The sequence below is a fragment of the Nocardiopsis sp. JB363 genome, from assembly GCF_900143625.1.
Classification (GTDB): domain Bacteria; phylum Actinomycetota; class Actinomycetes; order Streptosporangiales; family Streptosporangiaceae; genus Nocardiopsis.
In genome coordinates, this window is sequence record NZ_FRFF01000125.1 from 38,226 (window position 1) to 56,961 (window position 18,736).

Annotated in this window: 20 protein-coding genes; 12 read left to right on the forward strand and 8 right to left on the reverse strand. The window is 68.0% G+C overall.

Annotation, left to right across the window (positions count from 1 at the left end):
• The first annotated feature begins 47 nt into the window (after positions 1 to 47).
• The 10 genes from atpB (at position 48) to BQ8420_RS18515 (ending at position 8,161) form a co-directional block, all read left to right on the forward strand.
• Complete coding sequence (gene atpB / locus BQ8420_RS18470) at positions 48 to 878, forward strand: F0F1 ATP synthase subunit A (protein ID WP_087100382.1); 831 nt, start codon at positions 48 to 50, stop codon at positions 876 to 878.
• Positions 879 to 1,002: 124 nt separating this feature from the next.
• A complete protein-coding gene (atpE, locus tag BQ8420_RS18475) occupies positions 1,003 to 1,230 on the forward strand; it encodes an ATP synthase F0 subunit C (RefSeq protein ID WP_017546078.1) in 228 nt (75 codons plus the stop codon).
• Between the two features lie 51 nt (positions 1,231 to 1,281).
• Positions 1,282 to 1,830, forward strand: a complete 549-nt coding sequence (gene atpF / locus BQ8420_RS18480) for a F0F1 ATP synthase subunit B (protein ID WP_087100383.1) — start codon at positions 1,282 to 1,284, stop codon at positions 1,828 to 1,830.
• Entirely contained in the window at positions 1,830 to 2,651 is an 822-nt protein-coding gene (locus BQ8420_RS18485) for a F0F1 ATP synthase subunit delta (RefSeq protein ID WP_087100384.1), read from the forward strand. Before atpF ends, BQ8420_RS18485 begins: the two co-directional genes overlap by 1 nt.
• 74 nt (positions 2,652 to 2,725) lie before the next feature.
• Positions 2,726 to 4,366, forward strand: coding sequence for a F0F1 ATP synthase subunit alpha (gene atpA / locus BQ8420_RS18490; RefSeq protein ID WP_087100385.1), 1,641 nt, complete (start codon positions 2,726 to 2,728; stop codon positions 4,364 to 4,366).
• A 3-nt stretch (positions 4,367 to 4,369) separates the two neighbouring features.
• Entirely contained in the window at positions 4,370 to 5,290 is a 921-nt protein-coding gene (locus BQ8420_RS18495) for a F0F1 ATP synthase subunit gamma (RefSeq protein ID WP_087100386.1), read from the forward strand.
• A 5-nt stretch (positions 5,291 to 5,295) separates the two neighbouring features.
• Positions 5,296 to 6,741 carry a F0F1 ATP synthase subunit beta gene (gene atpD / locus BQ8420_RS18500; RefSeq protein WP_087100387.1) on the forward strand — a complete coding sequence of 482 codons (1,446 nt, stop codon included), beginning with the start codon at positions 5,296 to 5,298 and terminating at the stop codon, positions 6,739 to 6,741.
• Positions 6,742 to 6,865: 124 nt separating this feature from the next.
• Complete coding sequence (locus BQ8420_RS18505; RefSeq protein ID WP_087100388.1) at positions 6,866 to 7,255, forward strand: F0F1 ATP synthase subunit epsilon; 390 nt, start codon at positions 6,866 to 6,868, stop codon at positions 7,253 to 7,255.
• A gap of 22 nt (positions 7,256 to 7,277) precedes the next feature.
• Complete coding sequence (locus BQ8420_RS18510; RefSeq protein ID WP_087100389.1) at positions 7,278 to 7,790, forward strand: DUF2550 domain-containing protein; 513 nt, start codon at positions 7,278 to 7,280, stop codon at positions 7,788 to 7,790.
• 65 nt (positions 7,791 to 7,855) lie between these two features.
• Positions 7,856 to 8,161 carry an MTH1187 family thiamine-binding protein gene (locus BQ8420_RS18515; RefSeq protein ID WP_087100390.1) on the forward strand — a complete coding sequence of 102 codons (306 nt, stop codon included), beginning with the start codon at positions 7,856 to 7,858 and terminating at the stop codon, positions 8,159 to 8,161.
• Position 8,162: 1 nt separating this feature from the next.
• Here BQ8420_RS18515 and BQ8420_RS18520 read toward each other — a convergent pair whose 3' ends face one another.
• The 8 genes from BQ8420_RS18520 to nucS all read right to left on the reverse strand — a co-directional run bounded on the left by BQ8420_RS18520 (position 8,163) and on the right by nucS (position 16,065).
• The gene (locus BQ8420_RS18520) at positions 8,163 to 8,759 is read right to left on the reverse strand and encodes a cob(I)yrinic acid a,c-diamide adenosyltransferase (RefSeq protein ID WP_087100391.1); all 597 of its coding nucleotides are present in this window, start codon (positions 8,757 to 8,759) and stop codon (positions 8,163 to 8,165) included.
• 340 nt (positions 8,760 to 9,099) lie between these two features.
• A complete protein-coding gene (locus BQ8420_RS18525) occupies positions 9,100 to 10,482 on the reverse strand; it encodes a M20/M25/M40 family metallo-hydrolase (RefSeq protein WP_235006350.1) in 1,383 nt (460 codons plus the stop codon).
• Positions 10,483 to 10,837: 355 nt separating this feature from the next.
• The gene (locus tag BQ8420_RS18530) at positions 10,838 to 11,503 is read right to left on the reverse strand and encodes a DUF1707 domain-containing protein (protein WP_087100392.1); all 666 of its coding nucleotides are present in this window, start codon (positions 11,501 to 11,503) and stop codon (positions 10,838 to 10,840) included.
• A 66-nt stretch (positions 11,504 to 11,569) separates the two neighbouring features.
• The gene (locus BQ8420_RS18535; protein WP_087100439.1) at positions 11,570 to 12,208 is read right to left on the reverse strand and encodes a response regulator transcription factor; all 639 of its coding nucleotides are present in this window, start codon (positions 12,206 to 12,208) and stop codon (positions 11,570 to 11,572) included.
• 26 nt (positions 12,209 to 12,234) lie between these two features.
• A complete protein-coding gene (locus tag BQ8420_RS18540) occupies positions 12,235 to 13,533 on the reverse strand; it encodes a sensor histidine kinase (protein ID WP_087100440.1) in 1,299 nt (432 codons plus the stop codon).
• Between the two features lie 5 nt (positions 13,534 to 13,538).
• Positions 13,539 to 14,405, reverse strand: a complete 867-nt coding sequence (locus BQ8420_RS18545; protein WP_087100393.1) for an ABC transporter permease — start codon at positions 14,403 to 14,405, stop codon at positions 13,539 to 13,541.
• On the reverse strand, positions 14,402 to 15,268 hold the full coding sequence (locus BQ8420_RS18550) for an ABC transporter ATP-binding protein (RefSeq protein WP_087100394.1): 867 nt from the start codon (positions 15,266 to 15,268) through the stop codon (positions 14,402 to 14,404). The genes BQ8420_RS18545 and BQ8420_RS18550 overlap by 4 nt, the downstream gene beginning before the upstream one ends.
• A gap of 119 nt (positions 15,269 to 15,387) precedes the next feature.
• Positions 15,388 to 16,065, reverse strand: a complete 678-nt coding sequence (gene nucS / locus BQ8420_RS18555; protein ID WP_087100395.1) for an endonuclease NucS — start codon at positions 16,063 to 16,065, stop codon at positions 15,388 to 15,390.
• Between the two features lie 106 nt (positions 16,066 to 16,171).
• Between nucS and BQ8420_RS18560 the strand changes: the two genes are divergently transcribed.
• Together BQ8420_RS18560 and BQ8420_RS18565 are read left to right on the forward strand one after the other, a co-directional pair.
• A complete protein-coding gene (locus BQ8420_RS18560) occupies positions 16,172 to 17,383 on the forward strand; it encodes an MFS transporter (protein ID WP_087100396.1) in 1,212 nt (403 codons plus the stop codon).
• 56 nt (positions 17,384 to 17,439) lie between these two features.
• Positions 17,440 to 18,651: a 3-hydroxybutyryl-CoA dehydrogenase gene (locus BQ8420_RS18565; protein ID WP_087100397.1), complete on the forward strand. Its 1,212-nt coding sequence runs from the start codon at positions 17,440 to 17,442 to the stop codon at positions 18,649 to 18,651.
• The last annotated feature ends 85 nt before the right edge of the window (positions 18,652 to 18,736 follow it).

The following is an 18,736-nucleotide window of genomic DNA, read 5'->3' on the forward strand; positions in this document are numbered from 1 at the left end:
CGAGGCTTTCTTGCGTCACGACGAAAGGATTCGCCGTGAGTGCTGACGTGCGCATTCTCGCGGCCGAACCGGGTTGCCATCTCTTCGGTGACAACGGGTGCGGGTTCGAGGCCCCCACCATCGGGATGTTCTTCCCCGAACCGTGGTTCGCCAATATCCCCGGCAGCACGGGCATCGACCTGTACCTGGTTCTGTTGCTCGTCGCGGTCGGTGCCGTCCTGCTCCTGTGGTCGTGGTTCAGCAAGAAGCTGAGCCTCGTCCCCGGCCGCAGGCAGAGCGCCGGGGAGATGCTGGTCCTGTTCATCAGGGACAACATCACCCGTCCCACCATGGGTGCCAAGGGCGACAACTTCATCCCGTTCATGACGGGCGTCTTCACCCTCATCCTGGCCATGAACTTCACCGGGCTGATCCCCGGCATGCTGCCGGTCAACAGCAACCTCGCCTTCACCGCGATGTTCGCACTGGTCATCTACGTGATGACCATCGTGATCGGTGTCAAACACCAGGGCGGTTGGGGATACTTCCACAACAAGATCTTCCCGCCCGGGATGCCGAAGTGGATCTACGTCCTGGTCACCCCGATCGAGATTCTCTCGGTCTTCCTCATCCGCCCGGTGACGCACGCCCTGCGTCTGTTCGCGACCATGTTCGCGGGCAGCCTGCTGTTGGCCGTGTTCGCCTACGGCGGCTGGTACATGCTGAACCTTTCGGCCGAGCCGCTCCTCGCCGCGGTCTCCGTGGCCTACTCCGGTGCCGCGCTGCTCGGTTACATCGCCTTCTTCGTCTTCGAGATCGCGATCATGTTGATCCAGGCCTTCGTGTTCACTCTGCTCGCGAGCCTGTACATCAACGAGTCGCTCGAATCGGCTCACTAAGACCCCCTCCGAGTCCCCCGGTCCCCTGGTCGGAACAGGGACGAGGAGTGCTTCAGACCCGTACAAACCGGCGAACTGACCTATTGCGTACCGCAACGCCGGACGTCGAGTAAAGGGAAACACAATGGACATCGCTGCGATCACCGGCAACATCAACACCATCGGCTACGGCATCAGCGTCATCGGCGCCGGTATCGGTGTCGGTATCGTGTTCGGTCTCGGTATGCAGGCCATCGCTCGCCAGCCCGAGGCCCGCGGCCCGCTGCAGACCAACATCTACCTCGGCTTCGCGCTGATCGAGGCCCTCGCCATCCTGGGCTTCGTTCTCGCCTTCGCCGCCCCCGGCGCCTAAGGCGTTTTGCCAACCGTTTCTGATGGCAACTGACGCGAAGGAGGGCTGACCATGTTGGTGGAGTTGGCAGCCGATTACAACATTCTGCGAATCGACTGGGTGAAGTTCACCTTCGGTGCGATCGCGCTCGCCGTGGTCTACTTCTTTGTGGCCCGCAAGGCGGTCCCCAAGGTCATGAAGGTCCTCGACGAGCGTCACGACGCCATCGAGGGCGGCATCGAGCGAGCCAAGCGCGCCGAGGCCGAGGCCGAGGAGATTCGCCGGCAGTACCGCGAGAAGCTCGAAGAGTCGCATCGCGAGTACGCGCAGGAGCTTGAGAAGGCCAAGGAGCAGCGCACGGCGATCATCGCCGAGGCGCGCGAGGAGGCCCAGGTCGAGGCCCAGCGGATCATCGAGACCGCCAAGGCCCAGATCGAGGCCGACCGGCAGCAGGCCATGGCCCAGCTCCGCGGTGAGATCGGTTCCCTGTCCACTGAGCTCGCGACCCGCATCGTCGGGGAGTCGCTCAGTGACGGCGCGGCTCAGACCCGCGTGGTGGACCGGTTCCTGGAGGAACTGGAGCAGCAGGACGAGAGCGCGAAGCAAGCCGAGGTGCGCTGATGCGTGGTATCAGCCGTAACTCACTGGCTGAGGCGACCCGGCGCCTGGACGAGAACGTCCTGGCGTCGGCGGACGCCGCCCAGCACGCGGTCTCACTCGGCGGCGAGCTCTTCGAGGTCGTCGCCGTGCTCGGAGAAGAGCACTCCCTGCGCCGCTGGCTCGCGGACCAGGCCAACCCGGCTGAGAAGAAGACCGGCCTGATCGGTCAGATCCTCGATGGCAAGGTGTCGCCGTCCACGGTCATCGTGGTCAACGACGTCGTGTCCCAGCCGTGGGCGGGCCCCCGTGACATGGTGGACGCCCTGGAGCGCCTGGCGGTCTACGCGACCGTCGCCTCCGTCGAGGGCACCCGCCTGGACGAGCTTGAGGACGAACTGTTCCGTTTCGAGCGGATCGTCGTCGCGGAGCCGGACCTGCGTGCGGCTCTCACCCGTGAGGGCGTGGACGTTTCGCACCTGCATACCCTGGTCGAGAACCTGCTTTCGGGCAAGGTGAACTCCGCGACGCTGGCTCTGGTCAGCGAAGCCGTCACCCGCCCGCGGGGACGTACCCTGGAGCGGGCCCTCGACAACTTCGGGCAGTTGGTCGCCGAGCGCGCACAGCGCTACATCGCGGTGGTGCGCAGTGCGGTCGCGCTGAGCGAAGCACATCAGGAGCGTCTTCGGACGATCCTCCAGCGCAAGTACGGCCGTGAGATCCACCTGAACACCGAGGTCGTCCCCGAGATCGTGGGTGGGCTTTCCATCCAGGTGGGCGACGAGGTCATCGACGGCACCATCGCCGGGCGAATCGCTGAGGTCCAGCGCCGTCTGGCCGGCTGACACACGCGAATGAACGCAAGGCAAGCACGCACGGCGCCGGCCCGGCGCCATTTGAGAGCAAGGACAACGCAGAGATGGCGGAGCTGACGATCCGGCCGGATGAGATCCGGGACGCACTACAGCGCTTCGTCCAGTCGTACGAGCCTGACACCACCCGCGCGGAAGAGGTCGGAACCGTCACCTACTCCGGTGACGGCATCGCCCGCGTCGGTGGCCTTCCCTCGGCGATGGCGAACGAGCTGCTGCAGTTCGAGGACGGCACCCTGGGCATGGCCCAGAACCTTGAGATCGGTGAGATCGGTGTCGTCGTGCTGGGTGACTTCACCGGTATCGAAGAGGGGCAGAAGGTGCGTCGCACCGGCAAGCTTCTCTCGGTCCCGGTGGGCGACAACTTCCTCGGCCGCGTGGTGGACCCCCTGGGTAGCCCCATCGACGGCAAGGGCGAGATCGAGACGACTGAGACCCGTGAGCTTGAGCTTCAGGCCGCGACGGTCATGGAGCGCCAGCCGGTGGGGGAGCCCCTCCAGACCGGCATCAAGTCGATCGACACCATGACCCCGGTCGGCCGGGGCCAGCGCCAGCTGGTCATCGGTGACCGACAGACCGGTAAGACCGCGATCGGTATCGACGCGATCATCAACCAGAAGGCGAACTGGGAGACCGGCGACCCCTCCAAGCAGGTGCGCTGCATCTACGTCGCGATCGGTCAGAAGGGTTCGACCATCGCCAGCGTGCGCGGCGCCCTCGAAGAGGCCGGCGCGATGGAGTACACCACCATCGTCGCCTCCCCGGCGTCCGACCCGGCCGGCTTCAAGTACCTCTCCCCGTACACCGGTTCGGCCCTGGGCCAGCACTGGATGTACGAGGGCAAGCACGTCCTCATCGTCTTCGACGACCTGACCAAGCAGGCCGAGGCCTACCGGTCGGTCTCCCTCCTGCTGCGCCGCCCGCCGGGGCGTGAGGCCTACCCGGGTGACGTCTTCTACCTCCACTCCAGGCTGCTGGAGCGCTGCGCGAAGCTCTCCGACGAGCTGGGCGCCGGTTCGATGACGGCCCTCCCGATCATCGAGACCAAGGCGGGTGACGTCTCGGCGTACATCCCCACCAACGTCATCTCCATCACCGACGGTCAGGTCTTCCTGAACTCGGACCTGTTCAACCAGGGCCAGCGTCCGGCGATCGACGTCGGTGTCTCCGTCTCCCGTGTCGGTGGCGCCGCCCAGACCAAGGCCACGAAGAAGGTCTCCGGCACGCTGCGTCTGAGCCTGGCCCAGTACCGCGAGCTGGAGGCGTTCTCCGCCTTCGGTTCGGACCTGGACGCCGTCTCCAAGCAGCAGCTGGAGCGCGGTGCCCGGATGATGGAGCTCCTCAAGCAGGGCCAGTACACGCCCTTCTCCATGGAGAAGACGGTCGTCTCGATCTGGATGGGCAACACCGGCCTGATCGACGAGGTCCCGGTCGAGGACGTCCGTCGCTTCGAGGACGACTTCCTGTCCTACCTGGACCGCGAGCACAAGGCCGTTCTCGACACCATCCGGGACACCGGCAAGTTCGAGGACGACAGCCAGAAGACGCTCCAGGCCGCCATCGAGAAGTTCAAGCAGGGCTTCCAGACCTCGGCCGGCAGCCTCCTCGGCACCGAGGCCGAGACCGAGGCGCTCACCGAGGAGAAGGTCGGCCAGGAGACCATCAAGGTCGCCAAGGGCGGGAAGTAACCCATGGGTGCACAGCTTCGCGTCTATCGCCGGAGGATCCGTGCGACGAAGGCGACGGCGAAGATCACCCGTGCGATGGAGCTGATCGCCGCCACGCGCATCACCAAGGCGCAGCGCGCGGCCGAGGCTGCGGGCCCCTACGCACGGGAGCTCACGCGGGCGGTCTCCGCCCTCGCCAGCCGGGTGACCGATCACCCGCTGCTGAACGAGGTCGAGAACCCCACCCGCGCGGCCGTCCTGGTCATCACCAGTGACAAGGGTCTGGCCGGCGCCTTCTCGACCAACGTCATCAAGGAGACGGAGGCCCTCACCCAGCTCCTGCGGGATCAGGGTAAGGAAGTCCTCACCTACATGGTGGGTCGCAAGGGTGCGGCCTTCTACAAGTTCCGCGACCGTGAGGTCGAGCAGGCTTGGGAAGGCATCACCGAGCGTCCGACCTACGCGCACGCCCAGGAGATCGGCTCCACTCTCATGGAGAGGTTCTCCCAGGACACCGCCGAGGGTGGTGTCGACGAGATCCACGTGGTCACCACGGAGTTCGTGTCGATGCTGACCCAGCGGGCGGGGGCGGTCCGCGCCCTTCCGCTGGAGGTGGAAGAGGTCGAGGCCGAGGAACTCGAAGCGAGCCACGGGGGCCAGGCGCTGCCGCTCTACGAGTTCGAGCCCTCCGCGGAGGAGGTCTTGGACCAGTTGCTGCCGCAGTACGTGGTCAACCGGATCTACGCCTCTCTCCTTGAGTCGGCGGCCTCCCAACAGGCGTCCCGTCGTGCGGCCATGAAGGCCGCGACCGACAACGCGGAAGAACTCGTCAAGAACCTGACGAGCCTGGCCAACCAGGCACGTCAGGCCGAGATCACCAATGAGATCAGTGAGATTGTCGGCGGTGCCGATGCACTCTCTGGGTCCAGCGCGGGAAGTGAGTAAGAGAAGTGTCAACGACATTTGAAGAGACGACCGGCGCCGGCACCGCCACCGGTCGGATCGCCCGGGTCACCGGCCCGGTCATCGACGTGGAGTTCCCCGTCGGCTCCTTGCCCGGCATCTACAACGCCCTGCACACCGATGTGAGCATCGGCGGCACGGAGAAGGTCGTCACCCTGGAGGTCGCCCAGCACCTGGGTGACAACCTGGTGCGCGCCATCTCCCTCGCCCCGCAGGACGGCATGGTCCGTGGAGCCGAGGTCCGTGACACCGGCGCGCCCATCAGCGTGCCCGTCGGCGACGTCGTCAAGGGCCACGTGTTCAACACCCTGGGCGAGCCCATGGACGTGCCCAAGGCCGAGCTCGGCGCGACCGAGCACTGGCCGATCCACCGCAAGGCGCCGCCCTTCGACCAGCTTGAGTCCAAGACCGAGATGATGGTCACGGGCATCAAGGTGATCGACCTCCTCACCCCGTACGTTCGCGGTGGGAAGATCGGCCTCTTCGGTGGCGCGGGTGTGGGCAAGACGGTGCTCATCCAGGAGATGATCACCCGTATCGCCCGTAACTTCGGTGGTGTGTCCGTGTTCGCCGGTGTCGGTGAGCGCACCCGTGAGGGTACGGACCTCTTCCTGGAGATGGACGAGATGGGCGTCCTCCCGGACACCGCGCTCGTCTTCGGTCAGATGGACGAGCCCCCGGGCACCCGTCTGCGCGTGGCACTCTCGGCTCTGACGATGGCGGAGTACTTCCGTGACGTCCAGGGCCAGGACGTGCTGCTCTTCATCGACAACATCTTCCGTTTCACCCAGGCGGGTATGGAGGTCTCCACGCTGCTGGGCCGTATGCCCTCGGCCGTGGGCTACCAGCCCAACCTGGCGGACGAGATGGGTCAGCTCCAGGAGCGGATCACCTCCACGCGTGGTCACTCGATCACCTCGATGCAGGCGATCTACGTCCCCGCGGACGACTACACCGACCCCGCTCCGGCGACCACCTTCGCCCACCTGGACGCGACGACCGAGCTCTCCCGGCCGATCTCGCAGAAGGGCATCTACCCGGCGGTGGACCCGCTGGCCTCGTCCTCCCGCATCTTGGACCCGCAGTACGTGGGTCAGGAGCACTACGACGTGGCCCAGCGAGTGAAGGAGATCCTGCAGCGCAACAACGACCTGCAGGACCAGATCGCCATCCTCGGTATGGACGAGCTGTCCGAAGAGGACAAGATCATCGTCAACCGTGCTCGTCGCCTGGAGCGCTTCCTCTCCCAGAACATGTTCGTGGCGGAGAAGTTCACCGGCAACCCCGGCGTGTTCGTGCCGCTGGAGGAGACCATCGCCTCCTTCAAGGGTCTGTGCGACGGCGAGTACGACCACCTTCCCGAGCAGGCCTTCCTCGACGTCGGCAACATCGACATGGTCGTGGAGAAGGCCAAGAAGCTTCAGGAGGGCTAGGACTGCACGTCAGTGCCCTTGGTCGCGTGGCCGGGGGTGACGGGCGGGGCCAGCCAGGCGGGGTCGGGTATCGATTCGTACTCGGCCCCGCCGAACCCACCCGCTAGCCGAGGAGTTTGTGGCAGTGTCGAAGAAGCTTTTCGTCGAGATCGTCTCTCCCGACCGTGAGGTTTGGGCAGGCGAGGGCGACATGGTCATCGCGAAGACCGTCGAGGGCGAGATCGGCGTCATGCCCGGCCACGTGCCGGTGCTGTCGCTGCTCGCCGAGGACGCGGTCGTTCGCGTCCTGGGGGCCCGTGAGACCGGTGAGGTCAAGGCCGCCGCCCACGGCGGGTACGTCTCGGTGTCGGGTGAGGGTCGGGTGTCCATCCTCGCCGAGACCGCCGAGCTCGCCGAGGACATCGATGTGAACCGTGCGCGTCAGGCTCTGACGAGCGCGTCCGAGGGCGGCGACAACGCCGCCGCTGGCCGTGCCCGCAGCCGTCTGCGCGCCGCGGGCGAGGAAGTCGCCTAGCGAAGTGAAAGAGGCGGGACGAGTGGTGGAGCAGCTGCCCGGAACACCGTGGTCGGAGTCCCTTTGGTGGGTGCTCCTGATCCTCGTCGCCGTCGTCTCGTTGGCGTTCCTCGCCGGTGCCCTGCGACGTTTCGTCCTGGTGCGCAGCGGTGGTGCCATCGAGTGCTATCTGCGTGTATGTGGGGGTAAGGGGCGCCGAGGTACCTGGCGTGTCGGTTTCGGCCGGTACGGCACGGAGAGCTTCGGCTGGTTCCCCGTCCTCTCGCTCAGACCGCGGCCGACAGTTCGACTGTCGCGCCGCGGTCTTCTCGTTGTGGGGCGGCGTTCCCAGGAGACCGGCGACGTGAATACCGGTGGGGAGCGTCGGGACGCGTCGCTACCGGGGGATGTGACGGTCCTGGAGATCGGCTGGATCCATCCGGACGGAAGCGACCCCGAGGAGGCGGTCTACGAGGTGGCGATGGGAGAGCGTCAGCTCACCGGCTTCCTGTCGTGGATCGAGTCGATGCCCCCGGGCACCCGCTGGCAGTCCTGAACCGCTCACGTACACGCGGCCCCGCATGGTTCACACCGGCGGGGCCGGTGTGTTTCCATGGCCGCATGAGTACCATCGTCGCTTTCTCCGTGTCCCCGCTCGGTACCGGTGAGTCCGTCGCGCCCGCGGTGGCGCGCGCGGTCCGGGTCGTTCGTGAGAGCGGGCTGCCCAACGAGACCTCCGCGATGTTCACCACCGTCGAAGGTGAGTGGGACGAGGTCATGGACGTGGTCAAGAGGGCCGTGGAGGCCGCCGGAGAGGGCGCGTCCCGGGTGAGCCTGACGATCAAGGCCGACATCCGCAACGGTGTCAGCGACGGCCTGCACGAAAAGGTCGCGGCCGTCGAGCGCGAACTCGACGGCCAGGGCTGACTTACCGTTCCCCACCGGGCTTCCACAGGACCTCGTCGCCCTCCGCGGCCACGTACCGGCCGAGGATGAACAGGAGGTCGGAGAGGCGATTGAGGTACTGGGCGGTGAGCGGGTTGACGCTGTCGCCGTGTTCCTCGATGGCGGCCCATACCGAACGTTCCGCCCGCCGCACCACGATCCGTGCCGTGTGCACCAACGCCACGGTGGGGGAGCCGCCCGGCAGGATGAAGCTGCGCAGCGTGGGCAGGTCCGCGTTGTAGGTGTCGCAGGCCTCCTCCAGGCGCTCCACGTACTCGGGGAGGACGCGCAGCGGAGGGTACTCGGGGTCGGAGACGATGGGTGTGGACAGGTCCGCGCCCAGGTCGAAGAGTTCGTTCTGTACCCGGACCAGCAGCGTCCGTACCTCCTCGGGGAGTTCGCCCATGGCCAGCGCGACCCCGATGGCGGCGTTGGCCTCCTCCGCGTCGGCGTACCCGGTGAGTCGGGTGTCGTTCTTGGAGGTCCTGCTCATGTCGCCGAGCGACGTCGTCCCGGCGTCGCCGGTCCGGGTGTAGATCTTCGACAGTACGACCGGCTTGTCCGTGTCCCGTTTGGTCATGGGCCTCAGCCTAGGGGAGCGCCTTCCGCGGGGCCTCCGTCGGTCCGGGGTGGGAGAGGTGTTCGGGGGAGCCCTGAGCACAGTAATGTCACGGAGAATAACTGTTCGATATCGGGGGGTGATATCGGCGCGTCCCGCTGATACCTTGGGGCACAAGGGAGCTACAGACAGTAGTTTCCGGTAGTGTTCGCGCACAACGTCCCCGGGCGGGACAGAGGGGGACTGCCCGGACGGATGGCGCGGGGGGAGACACCACTGAGAGCGGGTGGCGTGGAACCGGGGGGTTCACGCCACCCGCCCTTTCATTTGTCAGGGCAGGCCACTGGAGCCGGCCGGCCTGCTAACGGACCCAGGCCTCGCCCAGGCGCGGCAGGTCCACCGGGGCTGGGGCGCTGAAGGGCAGCACACCGTTGACCGGCAACGTGTTGTCGGCGAGGAACTCCACGCCGTGCGCGCCCGCCGCCGACAGTTCGGCCACCGAGTCCCAGTTGATGTTCTCCATCGTGTCGTCCGGCGTGTGGTAATACGGGTCGAACATCTCGCCCTCGTCACCGCCGTACCACTCGACCTGCTCTTCGGACTTGATGCCGTCGGCGCCGGAGAACAGACCACCGGACGGGATCCCCGCCTGCATGAAGGCCGAGTAGTCGCTGCGCCCGCTCAGCACGCCGGGCTCGCTGACCTGGTCCTGACCCTCGAAGTAGTCCTCGAAGACCTTGGAGATCGCACCGGAGCCGGACGGGGCACCGCCGGATTCGGGCAGGTCCATACGGCCGTCCAGCACGAAGCGGCCGTAGTTGTGTGAGCCGATCATGTCGAAGTTCAGGTAGAGGGCGACGTCGTCGACCTCCTGCTCGGACAGGCTCGCGACGTACTCGTTGGAGCCGACCAGGCCGGACTCCTCGGTGCCCCAGAAGGCGAAGCGGACCTTGTTGTTCGGGTCCTCCTTCTCGGCCAGGCGCAGGGCGGTCTCCAGGACGAAGGCGACGCCGCTGCCGTTGTCGTTGATGCCCGGGCCCTCTTCGACGCTGTCCAGGTGGCCGCCGACGACCACCACGTTGTCGTCCTTGCCACCGGGGGTCTCGGCCAGAACGTTGTAGGAGCTCTCCTGGCTGACCTCCGAGTCCACGGTGACCTGGAGTTCCAGGTCCGAGGCCGCCAACAGGTCCGCGCCGACCAGGCCGGAGACACCGATGGCCGGGATGCCGGACGACTCCCCGACGGTGCCGAGGAAGACCTCGTCCTCGTTGTTGACGACCACGGCCGCGGCGGCCCCGGCGTCGGCGGAGTTCTGCACCTTGTCACCGAACGGGCAGGAGCCGCGGACCGTGATGGCGATGGCGCCCTCGGGGAAGTCGGCGAAGTCGTCGGGGGAGCAGCCGCTCTCCTCGCTGTCGGGGTTGACCGCGATGGCCGGGGCGGTCACGTCACCGGGGCCGGAGTAGCTCATGGTGACGTAGTCCTCGTCGAGCTCGTACCGGCGCTCGTCCGGGGCGTTCTGGGCGAGCACCGCGGGGGTGTTCTCCCGCCAGGCCTCGTATTCGTACTCGTGGCGGTAGGGCTCGTAGCCGGCGCGTTCGAGCTGGTCCTCGATGTAGAGGGCCGCGACGTCGTAGCCGGGGGTGCCACTGGCCCGGTTTCCGCCGTTGTACTCGGCGATGGTGTCGAGGTTGGTCAGGTGGGCCTCGATCGCCTCGGCGGTCACCGACTCGGAGAGGGGCATTTCGTTGGCGTGGGCCGGGCCGCTCGCCAGGGTGCCCGCGGTGAGGCACAGGGCGGCCAGACCCGCGGTGGCGGCTCTGTGCCGTTGATGGTTCGGACGCACGATGCTTCCTCCGGTGTACGGGGGTCCATCGAACCGTGGTGTGGGGGATGGACTCTTGGGGCGGGCGAGGTACCGGAGAAGCCTCGCACCGCTGGGGTCCGGCGGCAAGGGTGGGCACACGACATTGCCACAATCAGCCACAGGCCTGACACGTTGATGGACACTGTGGTTGGATGGTCGACCCGTTTCGACCGGATCGTCTTGATCGCTGAGCCAGGATGATGGCAGGGGCGAGCGCCTACCAGAGCGCCTGCTACCGGCCCTCGTCCTGGTGTTTGCGCTGCCGATACTCGACGCCGACGCCGCCCATCACCGCGATCCCGCGGATGTGCACGATCGGGGCGCCCGGCTCCACCACGCTGGGGGTGTTCCCCTCGATCCCGAAGCCGCCCATGATCGGAAGGCCGTGCACGCGCACCTGGATGTCGTCGGGAACGATGATCCCGATGCCGCCCATGGCCGTGCCGATCCAGATGGTCGTCTCGCGTTGGGTGAACCTGGCCTCGCGCAGGTCGAGTTCGATACCGCCCATCACCGCCACGGCGGTGAACGAGCCCGGGACGATCCAGCTCCCGGACCGGTCGGCCCCGCCCATGAGGACCAGCGCGGCGCGGCTGCTGGGCGGCATGTCCACGATCCGGCCCGCACCGTAGACGGGACGGGGCGAACGGAAGTCGCTGGGGGCCGGCATCGGCGCCGCGCCGGTGTCCGGCAGGTCCCGGGTGATGGGGACGAGTTCGCCGAGGGTCTTGGCGCGGTAGACCGCGTCCAGACGATCCCCGTGCTCGTCGGGGTCCAGGCGGCCCTCGGCCAGGGCCTCCCGGAGACGGTGTGCGACGGAGTCACGGTCGGCGTCCGACGCCCGCATCCGTGCGTTGTCGTTCTCGTGGGGGGTGAGTTCGCTCATCTTGTCCACCATAGTTCGATTGTTCCGCTGGTACGCGGATCCGGTATCCGGGAAAGCCCCTGAGGGGGCCCTGAGATCTCACTTTTCGGGGAGCAACCCGCGACGCAGCGCCTGCGAGACCGCCGCGGTCCGGTCGCCTACCCCCAGTTTCTCGTACGCCCGCATCAAGTGGGTTTTGACGGTGGTGGCGCTGATGTGCAGGGCCCGTCCGATCGCTGCGTTGGTGCGCCCCTCCGCCGCCAACCGCAGCACCTCCACCTCGCGTGGTGAGAGCACCGCCGGCTTCTCCGGTTCGGGTTTCCGCCGTACCCGGGAGAGCAGCTTCCCGGCCAGGCGTCCACTGAGCACCGTCTCGCCGCGGGCCGCGGACCGCACCGCGTCGGCCAGTTCCGCGCTCGGGGTGTCCTTGAGCAGGTAGCCGGTGGCACCCGCTTCGACCGCGCGCAGGATGTCGGAGTCGGTGTCATAGGTGGTGAGCACCAGCACGTGGACGCCGGGGTGGTCGGCACGGATCCGTTCGGTGGCCTCCGCCCCGTCGCCGCCGGGCATGCGCAGGTCCATCAGGACCACGTCGGGTTCCAGGGCGGCCACCCGGGCGACCGCCTCGGGTCCCGAACCGGCCTCGCCGACGATGTCCAGGTCGGGTTCGGAACTGAGCATGCCGCGAATGCCCTCGCGGACCACGGGGTGGTCGTCCACCAGCAGGACACGGATCATGGTGCGGCCCTTCTCCTTCGGTCCGGTCACGCGCCCGGACCATCGTTCGTATCGTCGTTCGCGTCGTCCCGGGGGTCGTCGCGAGGGATGGTGAGACGGACGGTGGTGCCCCTGCCCGGCTCACTGTCCAGGTCCAGGATCCCGCCGACCGCCTCGGCCCGATTGCGCATGTTCGCCAACCCGTTGCCATCGGAGGAGCGCGAGGTGTCGAAACCTGCACCGTCGTCGGCAACGGTCAGGGCGACACCGACGTCGGTGTAGGCGAGGGTGACCCGGGCGCTCCCGGCCCCGGCGTGCTTGCGGACGTTGGCCAGGGCCTCCTGAGCGGTGCGCAGCAGACACACCCGCAGGTCGTTGGAGAGTTCCTCGGGGACGCCCGTGACCGTCGCGGTCACCTCGATGCCCAGCTCCCGACCGAGCCGTTCCCCGATCCGGGCGAGCGCCCCGTCCAGATCGTCCTCCACCGTGACCGCCTGTCGGGCGGCGACCATCGCGCGCGCCTCGGCCAGGTTCTCGGCGGCGGTCTCGCGCATCAACGCCAGGTGGCGACGGGCGGTCGCGGGGTCGGTGTCCAGCTCCGACTCCACCGCCTGGGTCAGGGTGATGATGCTGGTGAAGCCCTGGGCGAGGGTGTCGTGCAGTTCCCGGGCCAACCGTTCGCGTTCGGTCATCGCCCCCGCCTCCTCGGACAGCCGGGCGGCCTCCCGGCGGCTGCTGCTCAGTTGTTCGATGAGCTCGAATCGTTCGGCGCTCTGGAAGATGATGCGTTCGATCCAGCCGCTGAACCACAGGGCGTACCCCAGGATCGCCCCGTTGATCAGCAGGGAGATTCCGACGAACTCCCAGTCCTTCCGACCCAGCAGACCCGCCAACAGAGAGGGACACAGCAACAGCACGGCCAGGGTGGGCACGGCGTACGTGCTGCCCACGGTCATGAACAACGCCGGGGCGATCGCGACCAGCGAGATCATCAGGGTGGGGTTGAGGATGACCGCGGGCAGGGCCGGAAGCAGGAACAGCAGCATCAGACCCAGCGACCGCCGGTTTCCGGGCAGGTCGCTGTCGACGCTGAGCACGGGGCGGGCGAACACGAAGTACACCACGAGGACCGTGGCCATCAGTGCCGCCGTCGCCCATCGCCACCGCTCCGGCCCACTGATCAGCGCGAGCGCGATCATGGCGAGCATCGCGACGGTGAAGGTGAGATGCCACCATCGGCCCAGATCCCACGCGTGCCACTCGACCGAGGGGCGGGTCTTGCGGCGCCGGGATCCGGACCCCGGGGCGGCGGTGCCCTCGACGTCCTCCGGGCCCGGATCCGTCATCACGTTCACCCGTCCTTGCGCGTCTTCCAACGAAACGTCGTCAGTGTCACGGCCAAGCCCACCACACACCAGATCCCCAGTGCCAGGGCGACCATGGGCAGGTCCCAGGCCCCCGAGGGTTCGAGAGCGGCCATGGCCTCGGGGAAGAACGCGGCGCGCATGCCCTGGGCCATCCACAGCAACGGGAAGAGGGAGGCGAGGTTCAGCAGCCATTCCGGCAGGGCCATCACCGGCACGAAGATGCCCGAGACGAACTGCAGGATGAGGAACGGGAAGGTGACCACGGCCGACGCCGCCTGCGGGGTGCGGGCCATCGAGCTCACCGCGATACCGAGCAGCGAACAGGCGACGGTGCCCAGGACGAACACCCACGCCATGGTCGCCCACGCCCCCACGGTGGTGGGCAGGGTGGCGTCGAAGAACAGGCGGGCCACCCCCAGGAGCAGCACCACCTGTCCCAGGGCGAGGAACAGCACCAGGATGGTCTTGCCGACGAAGTAGGCGCTGGCCGGCATCGGGGTGCCGCGCAGTCGCCGCAGCATTCCGTAATCGCGTTCGGTGGCGATCGAGACGCCCAGGGTCTGGAAGCTGACCGACATCAGACCCATGGCCATGAGGCCGGGCAGGAAGTAGTCGACGGCGGGCATCCCCATGTCGAACATCCCGCCCATGACCGTCGCGAACAGGGTCAGGATGACCGCGGGCAGGGCGAAGGTGAACAGGACCCCCTCCCACTCGCGGGAGAAGGTGCGGATCTCCACCCATCCCTGGGACAGACCCAGGCGCAGCGCGCCGGGCGGGCGCCCCCGGGAAGGCGGTGAAGGAAGGGCGGTCGCGGTCGTGGTGGTCGGATCGGTCGTCCAGGTGTTCATACCGGGGCCTCCTCGGCCACGTGGTCGTCGTTGATCATGCCGAGGTAGACCTCTTCCAGGGTGGGGCGGTGCACGCTCAGTTCCGGGATCTCACCGACGAAACGGCCGGCCATTTCCGCGACCGCCCGGGTGGGTTCGTCGGTGCGGACCTCCCGACGTTCGCCCTCCTCTCGCCAGCTCACGGTGGCCTGGCGCGAGGCGCGCCCGTCGAGAGCGGCGGGGGTGTCGATCGCCCGGATACGGCCGTGCGCGATCACGCACACCCGGTCGGCCAGCGCCTCGGCCTCCTCCAGGTAGTGGGTGGTGAGCACGATGGTGGTCCCACCGGCGGCCAGGGACCGGATCAGCTCCCAGAACTCCCGTCGCGCCTTGGGATCGAAACCGGTGGTGGGCTCGTCCAAGAAGAGGAGTTCGGGGCGGCCGACGATGCCCAGGGCCACGTCCAGGCGGCGCAGTTGCCCGCCGGAGAGGGACTCGGCGAGTTCCTTGGACTTGTGCGTCAACCCGACCCGTTCGATGACCTCGTCGGGGTCGTCGGCCAGGGGGTAGTAGCCGGCGAAGTGCCGCACGACATCGCGTACCGGCAGCTTCGGGACCAGGGTCTCCTTCTGCCAGACGACACCGACCCGTGCGCGCCACGCGCGCCCCGCCCGGCCGGGGTCCTCGCCCAGCACCCGGACCTCGCCGCCGTCACGCCCGCGGAACCCCTCCAGGATCTCGACGGTGGTGGACTTGCCCGCGCCGTTGGGGCCCAACAGCGCGAAGATCTCGCCGCGCTCGATGTCCAGGTCGATGCCGGCGACGGCGTCGGTGGCGCCATATCGCTTTCGGAGGTCGGTGACCTCGATGACCGTGTCTCTCATGCCCCGAGCTTCCCCCGGCGCCGGGCGACGAGGTATCCACCACGAAGACGAGCCCGTGTCCTCCGGTGGGAGGACAACGGGCTCAGGGTCTCAAGGCCGCCCCTCAGGGACGGGACGGTTCAGAACAGGCGGAGGGTGTCGGGTTCGATGCCGCGTAGTTCGTCGTAGTCCAGGACCACGCACGAGATCCCGCGGTCCTCGGCCAGCACCTTGGCCTGGGGCTTGATCTCCTGGGCGGCGAACACACCGGTGACCGGGGCCAGGGACGGGTCCCGATTGAGCAGCTCCAGGTAGCGGGTGAGCTGTTCGACCCCGTCGATGTCGCCGCGTCGCTTCAGCTCCACCGCGACGGTCCTGCTCGCGCCGTCGCGGCACAGGATGTCCACCGGACCGATCGCGGTGGGGTACTCGCGGCGGATGAGCGTGTAGCCCTCGCCGAGCGTGGTGATGTGCTCGGCCAGCAGCTCCTGAAGGTGCGCCTCGACCCCGTCCTTCTGCAATCCGGGGTCCTTGCCGAGTTCGTGTGAGGAGTCGTGCATGATCTCCTCCATCGTCAGCACGAGCTTCTCACCGGACTTGTCGTGAGTCACCGTCCAAACGTCCGGGCCGTCCTCGACGGTCTCCTCCCGCAGCTTGCACGGTGGATTCATCCAGTTCAGCGGCTTGAACGCCCGATCGTCGGCGTGAATGGACACGCTCCCGTCCGCCTTGATGAGGATCAGGCGGGGAGCCATGGGCAGGTGGGCGGTGAGCCGGCCGGCATAGTCGACGCTGCACCGCGCGATGACGAGACGCACGGGACGTCACGTTACCGCTTCCGGTGGGCTCTCGGGACGGTTCGGGGCGTTCCGGTACGGAACCGAAGGCCCCCTGTCCCCGGCACCGGAGGTCTAGGCTGACCGGATGCTCGTGCGCAATCGTTGGGTCATCCTGTCCATCAGCATGGTCGCGCAGGTGGCGAGTGTCTCGGCGATCTTCGGGATCCCGGTGGTCCTACCACGGTTGCGCGAGGACTTCGGGGTGAGCACCGCCCAGGCCGGCGTGCTGGCGGGCCTGCCGTCCTTCGGGCTGCTGCTCACCCTGCTGATCTGGGGCTTGGTCATCGACCGGGTGGGGGAGCGCGGCACCATGGCGCTCAGCCTGACCCTGACCGCGGGCGCGCTCGGACTGTTGTGGGTGGCGCCCGGGCTGTGGTCCGTGGCGGCCGTGTTCCTGCTGTTGGGCGCGGTCGGCGGCCCCGTCAACGCCGCCAGTGGTCGACTGGTGCTCACCTGGTTCGCGGCGAACGAACGTGGACTGGCGATGGGCATCCGACAGTCGGGGCTGCCCGTGGGGGTGGGGCTGTCCGCGCTGGTGCTGCCCGCCGCGGCGGAGGCCTGGGGGTTCGTGGGGGCCATGACCCTGCCGGCGCTGCTCGCCCTGGCGGCCGTGCCCCTGGTCCTGGCCATGCCGACGGAACCACCCCGGACCGAACCATCGCGACGCACCCCCGCACCCGGGCAGAAGGGTGCCGGCGCCCCGCCTCGTTCGCCCTACCGTGAGTGGACGATCTGGCGGGTGCACGGCGTGAGCATGCTCCTGGGCGTCCCCCAGGTCACGTTGATGACCTACGCCGTTCTCTACCTCGTGCAGGAACAGGGCTGGGGTCCGCCCGCCGCGGGCGCCGTGATCGCCGCCGCGCAGGTGCCGGGCGCGGTGGGCCGTCTGGTCCTGGGCGCGGTATCCGATCGCAGCGGTGCACGCATGCGGCCCGTCCGGGCCCTGGCGGTCTCCGGCTCCCTCGTCCTCCTCCTGCTCACGCTGCTGCCGGCGGCCTGGCCGTGGAGCGCGGTGCCGCTGGTGCTCGTCTGCCTGGTCCTCACCATGTGGCACAACGGACTGACCTTCACCGCGGTGGCGGAGATCGCCGGGACCGCGTGGGCGGGTCGGGCGCTCGCGGTGCAGAACTGGCTCCAGGCGATCAGCACCACGCTCACGCCGCTGCTCATGGCCGCGGTCATCACGGTGGCCGGCCTGCCCTGGGTGTTCGCGGTGAGCGCGGTGTTCGCGGCGGCGGCGATCGCGGTGGTTCCGTCCGAGCGCCGTCCCGACCCCGGCGGTGCTACCAGCGGGTAGCAAAGAACGGGTCCCGGTGCGCGGGGTGAGGCGCCAGGGCGTCTAAAGTGGGGCCCATGGTGCAGGAATTCAAGAAGGTCGGCGTCGTTGGACTGGGCACGATGGGTGCGGGCATCGCTGAGGTGTTCGCCCGTGCGGGCTTCAACGTCGTCGGAGTCGAGATCGACCAGGCCGCCCTCGACCGCGGCCGAGGCCATGTGGACAAGTCCCTCTCGCGCGCGGTCGACAAGGGCAAACTCACCGAGGAGGAACGCGCTGGGATCGATGCGCGCTTCACGTTCAGCGCCTCTCGCGAGGACCTCTCCGACGCGGACTTCGTCGTCGAGGCCGTCCCCGAGCGCATGGACATCAAGCGTGACGTGTTCGGCGACCTCGACCGGATCTGCGCGCCCGGCACGATCCTGGCGACCAACACGTCCTCGTTGTCCGTCACCGAGATCGCCGCGCTGACCGACCGTCCCGAGAAGGTCGTCGGTCTGCACTTCTTCAACCCGGCCCCGGTCATGAAGCTGGCCGAGGTCATCACCACGGTCTCCACCGCCGACGAGACCGTCGACGTCGTCACCGAGGTCGCCAAGCGCATCGGCAAGACCCCGATCACCGTCGGCGACCGCGGCGGTTTCGTGGCCAACGCGCTGCTGGTGCCCTACATCAACGACGGCATTCGCCTCTACGAGCGGCAGATCGCCACCCGTGAGGAGATCGACGAGTCCGTCAAGAAGGCCGCGGGCCTGCCGATGGGCCCGCTCACCCTCGCCGACCTGGTCGGTCTGGACGTGTGCCTGGCCGTCATGGATGTGCTGTGGGAGGAGTTCCGCGACCCGCGCTACGCCGCCTCCCCGCTGCTGCGTCGCATGGTCGCCGCCGGTCGTCTGGGCCGTAAGAGCGGTCAGGGCTTCTACAAGGGCAAGGACGACGCCCCGGAGCCGCAGCGCACCGGTCGTCTCGCCCAGATGGTCCGCGAGGAGGAGACCCTCGACCTCGGCGAGATGCTCATCGCTCCGAAGATCGACGACGCCATGCGCATGATCGGCGACGGTTACGCCTCCGCCAAGGACGTCGACACCGCCATGCGGTTCGGCTGCGGCTACCCGAAGGGCCCGACCGAGCTCCTGGAGGACCGCGGCGCCGAGTCCGTCATCACCACCCTGGTGTCGATGGGCGAGTACAGCCTCACCACCATCCCGGTGCCGGCCCCGCTGCTCATGGACCGTCTGCCCGACGCCGAGGAGCCCGAGGGCCACGGAGGCTGTGCCTGCCACGCCTGAGTGGTGTTCACTCAGCGCCTCCGCCAGTACTTTGGCCGTCGTCGCACCCGAGGGTGTGATGGCGGCCACTGTCGTTCCTCTTCTA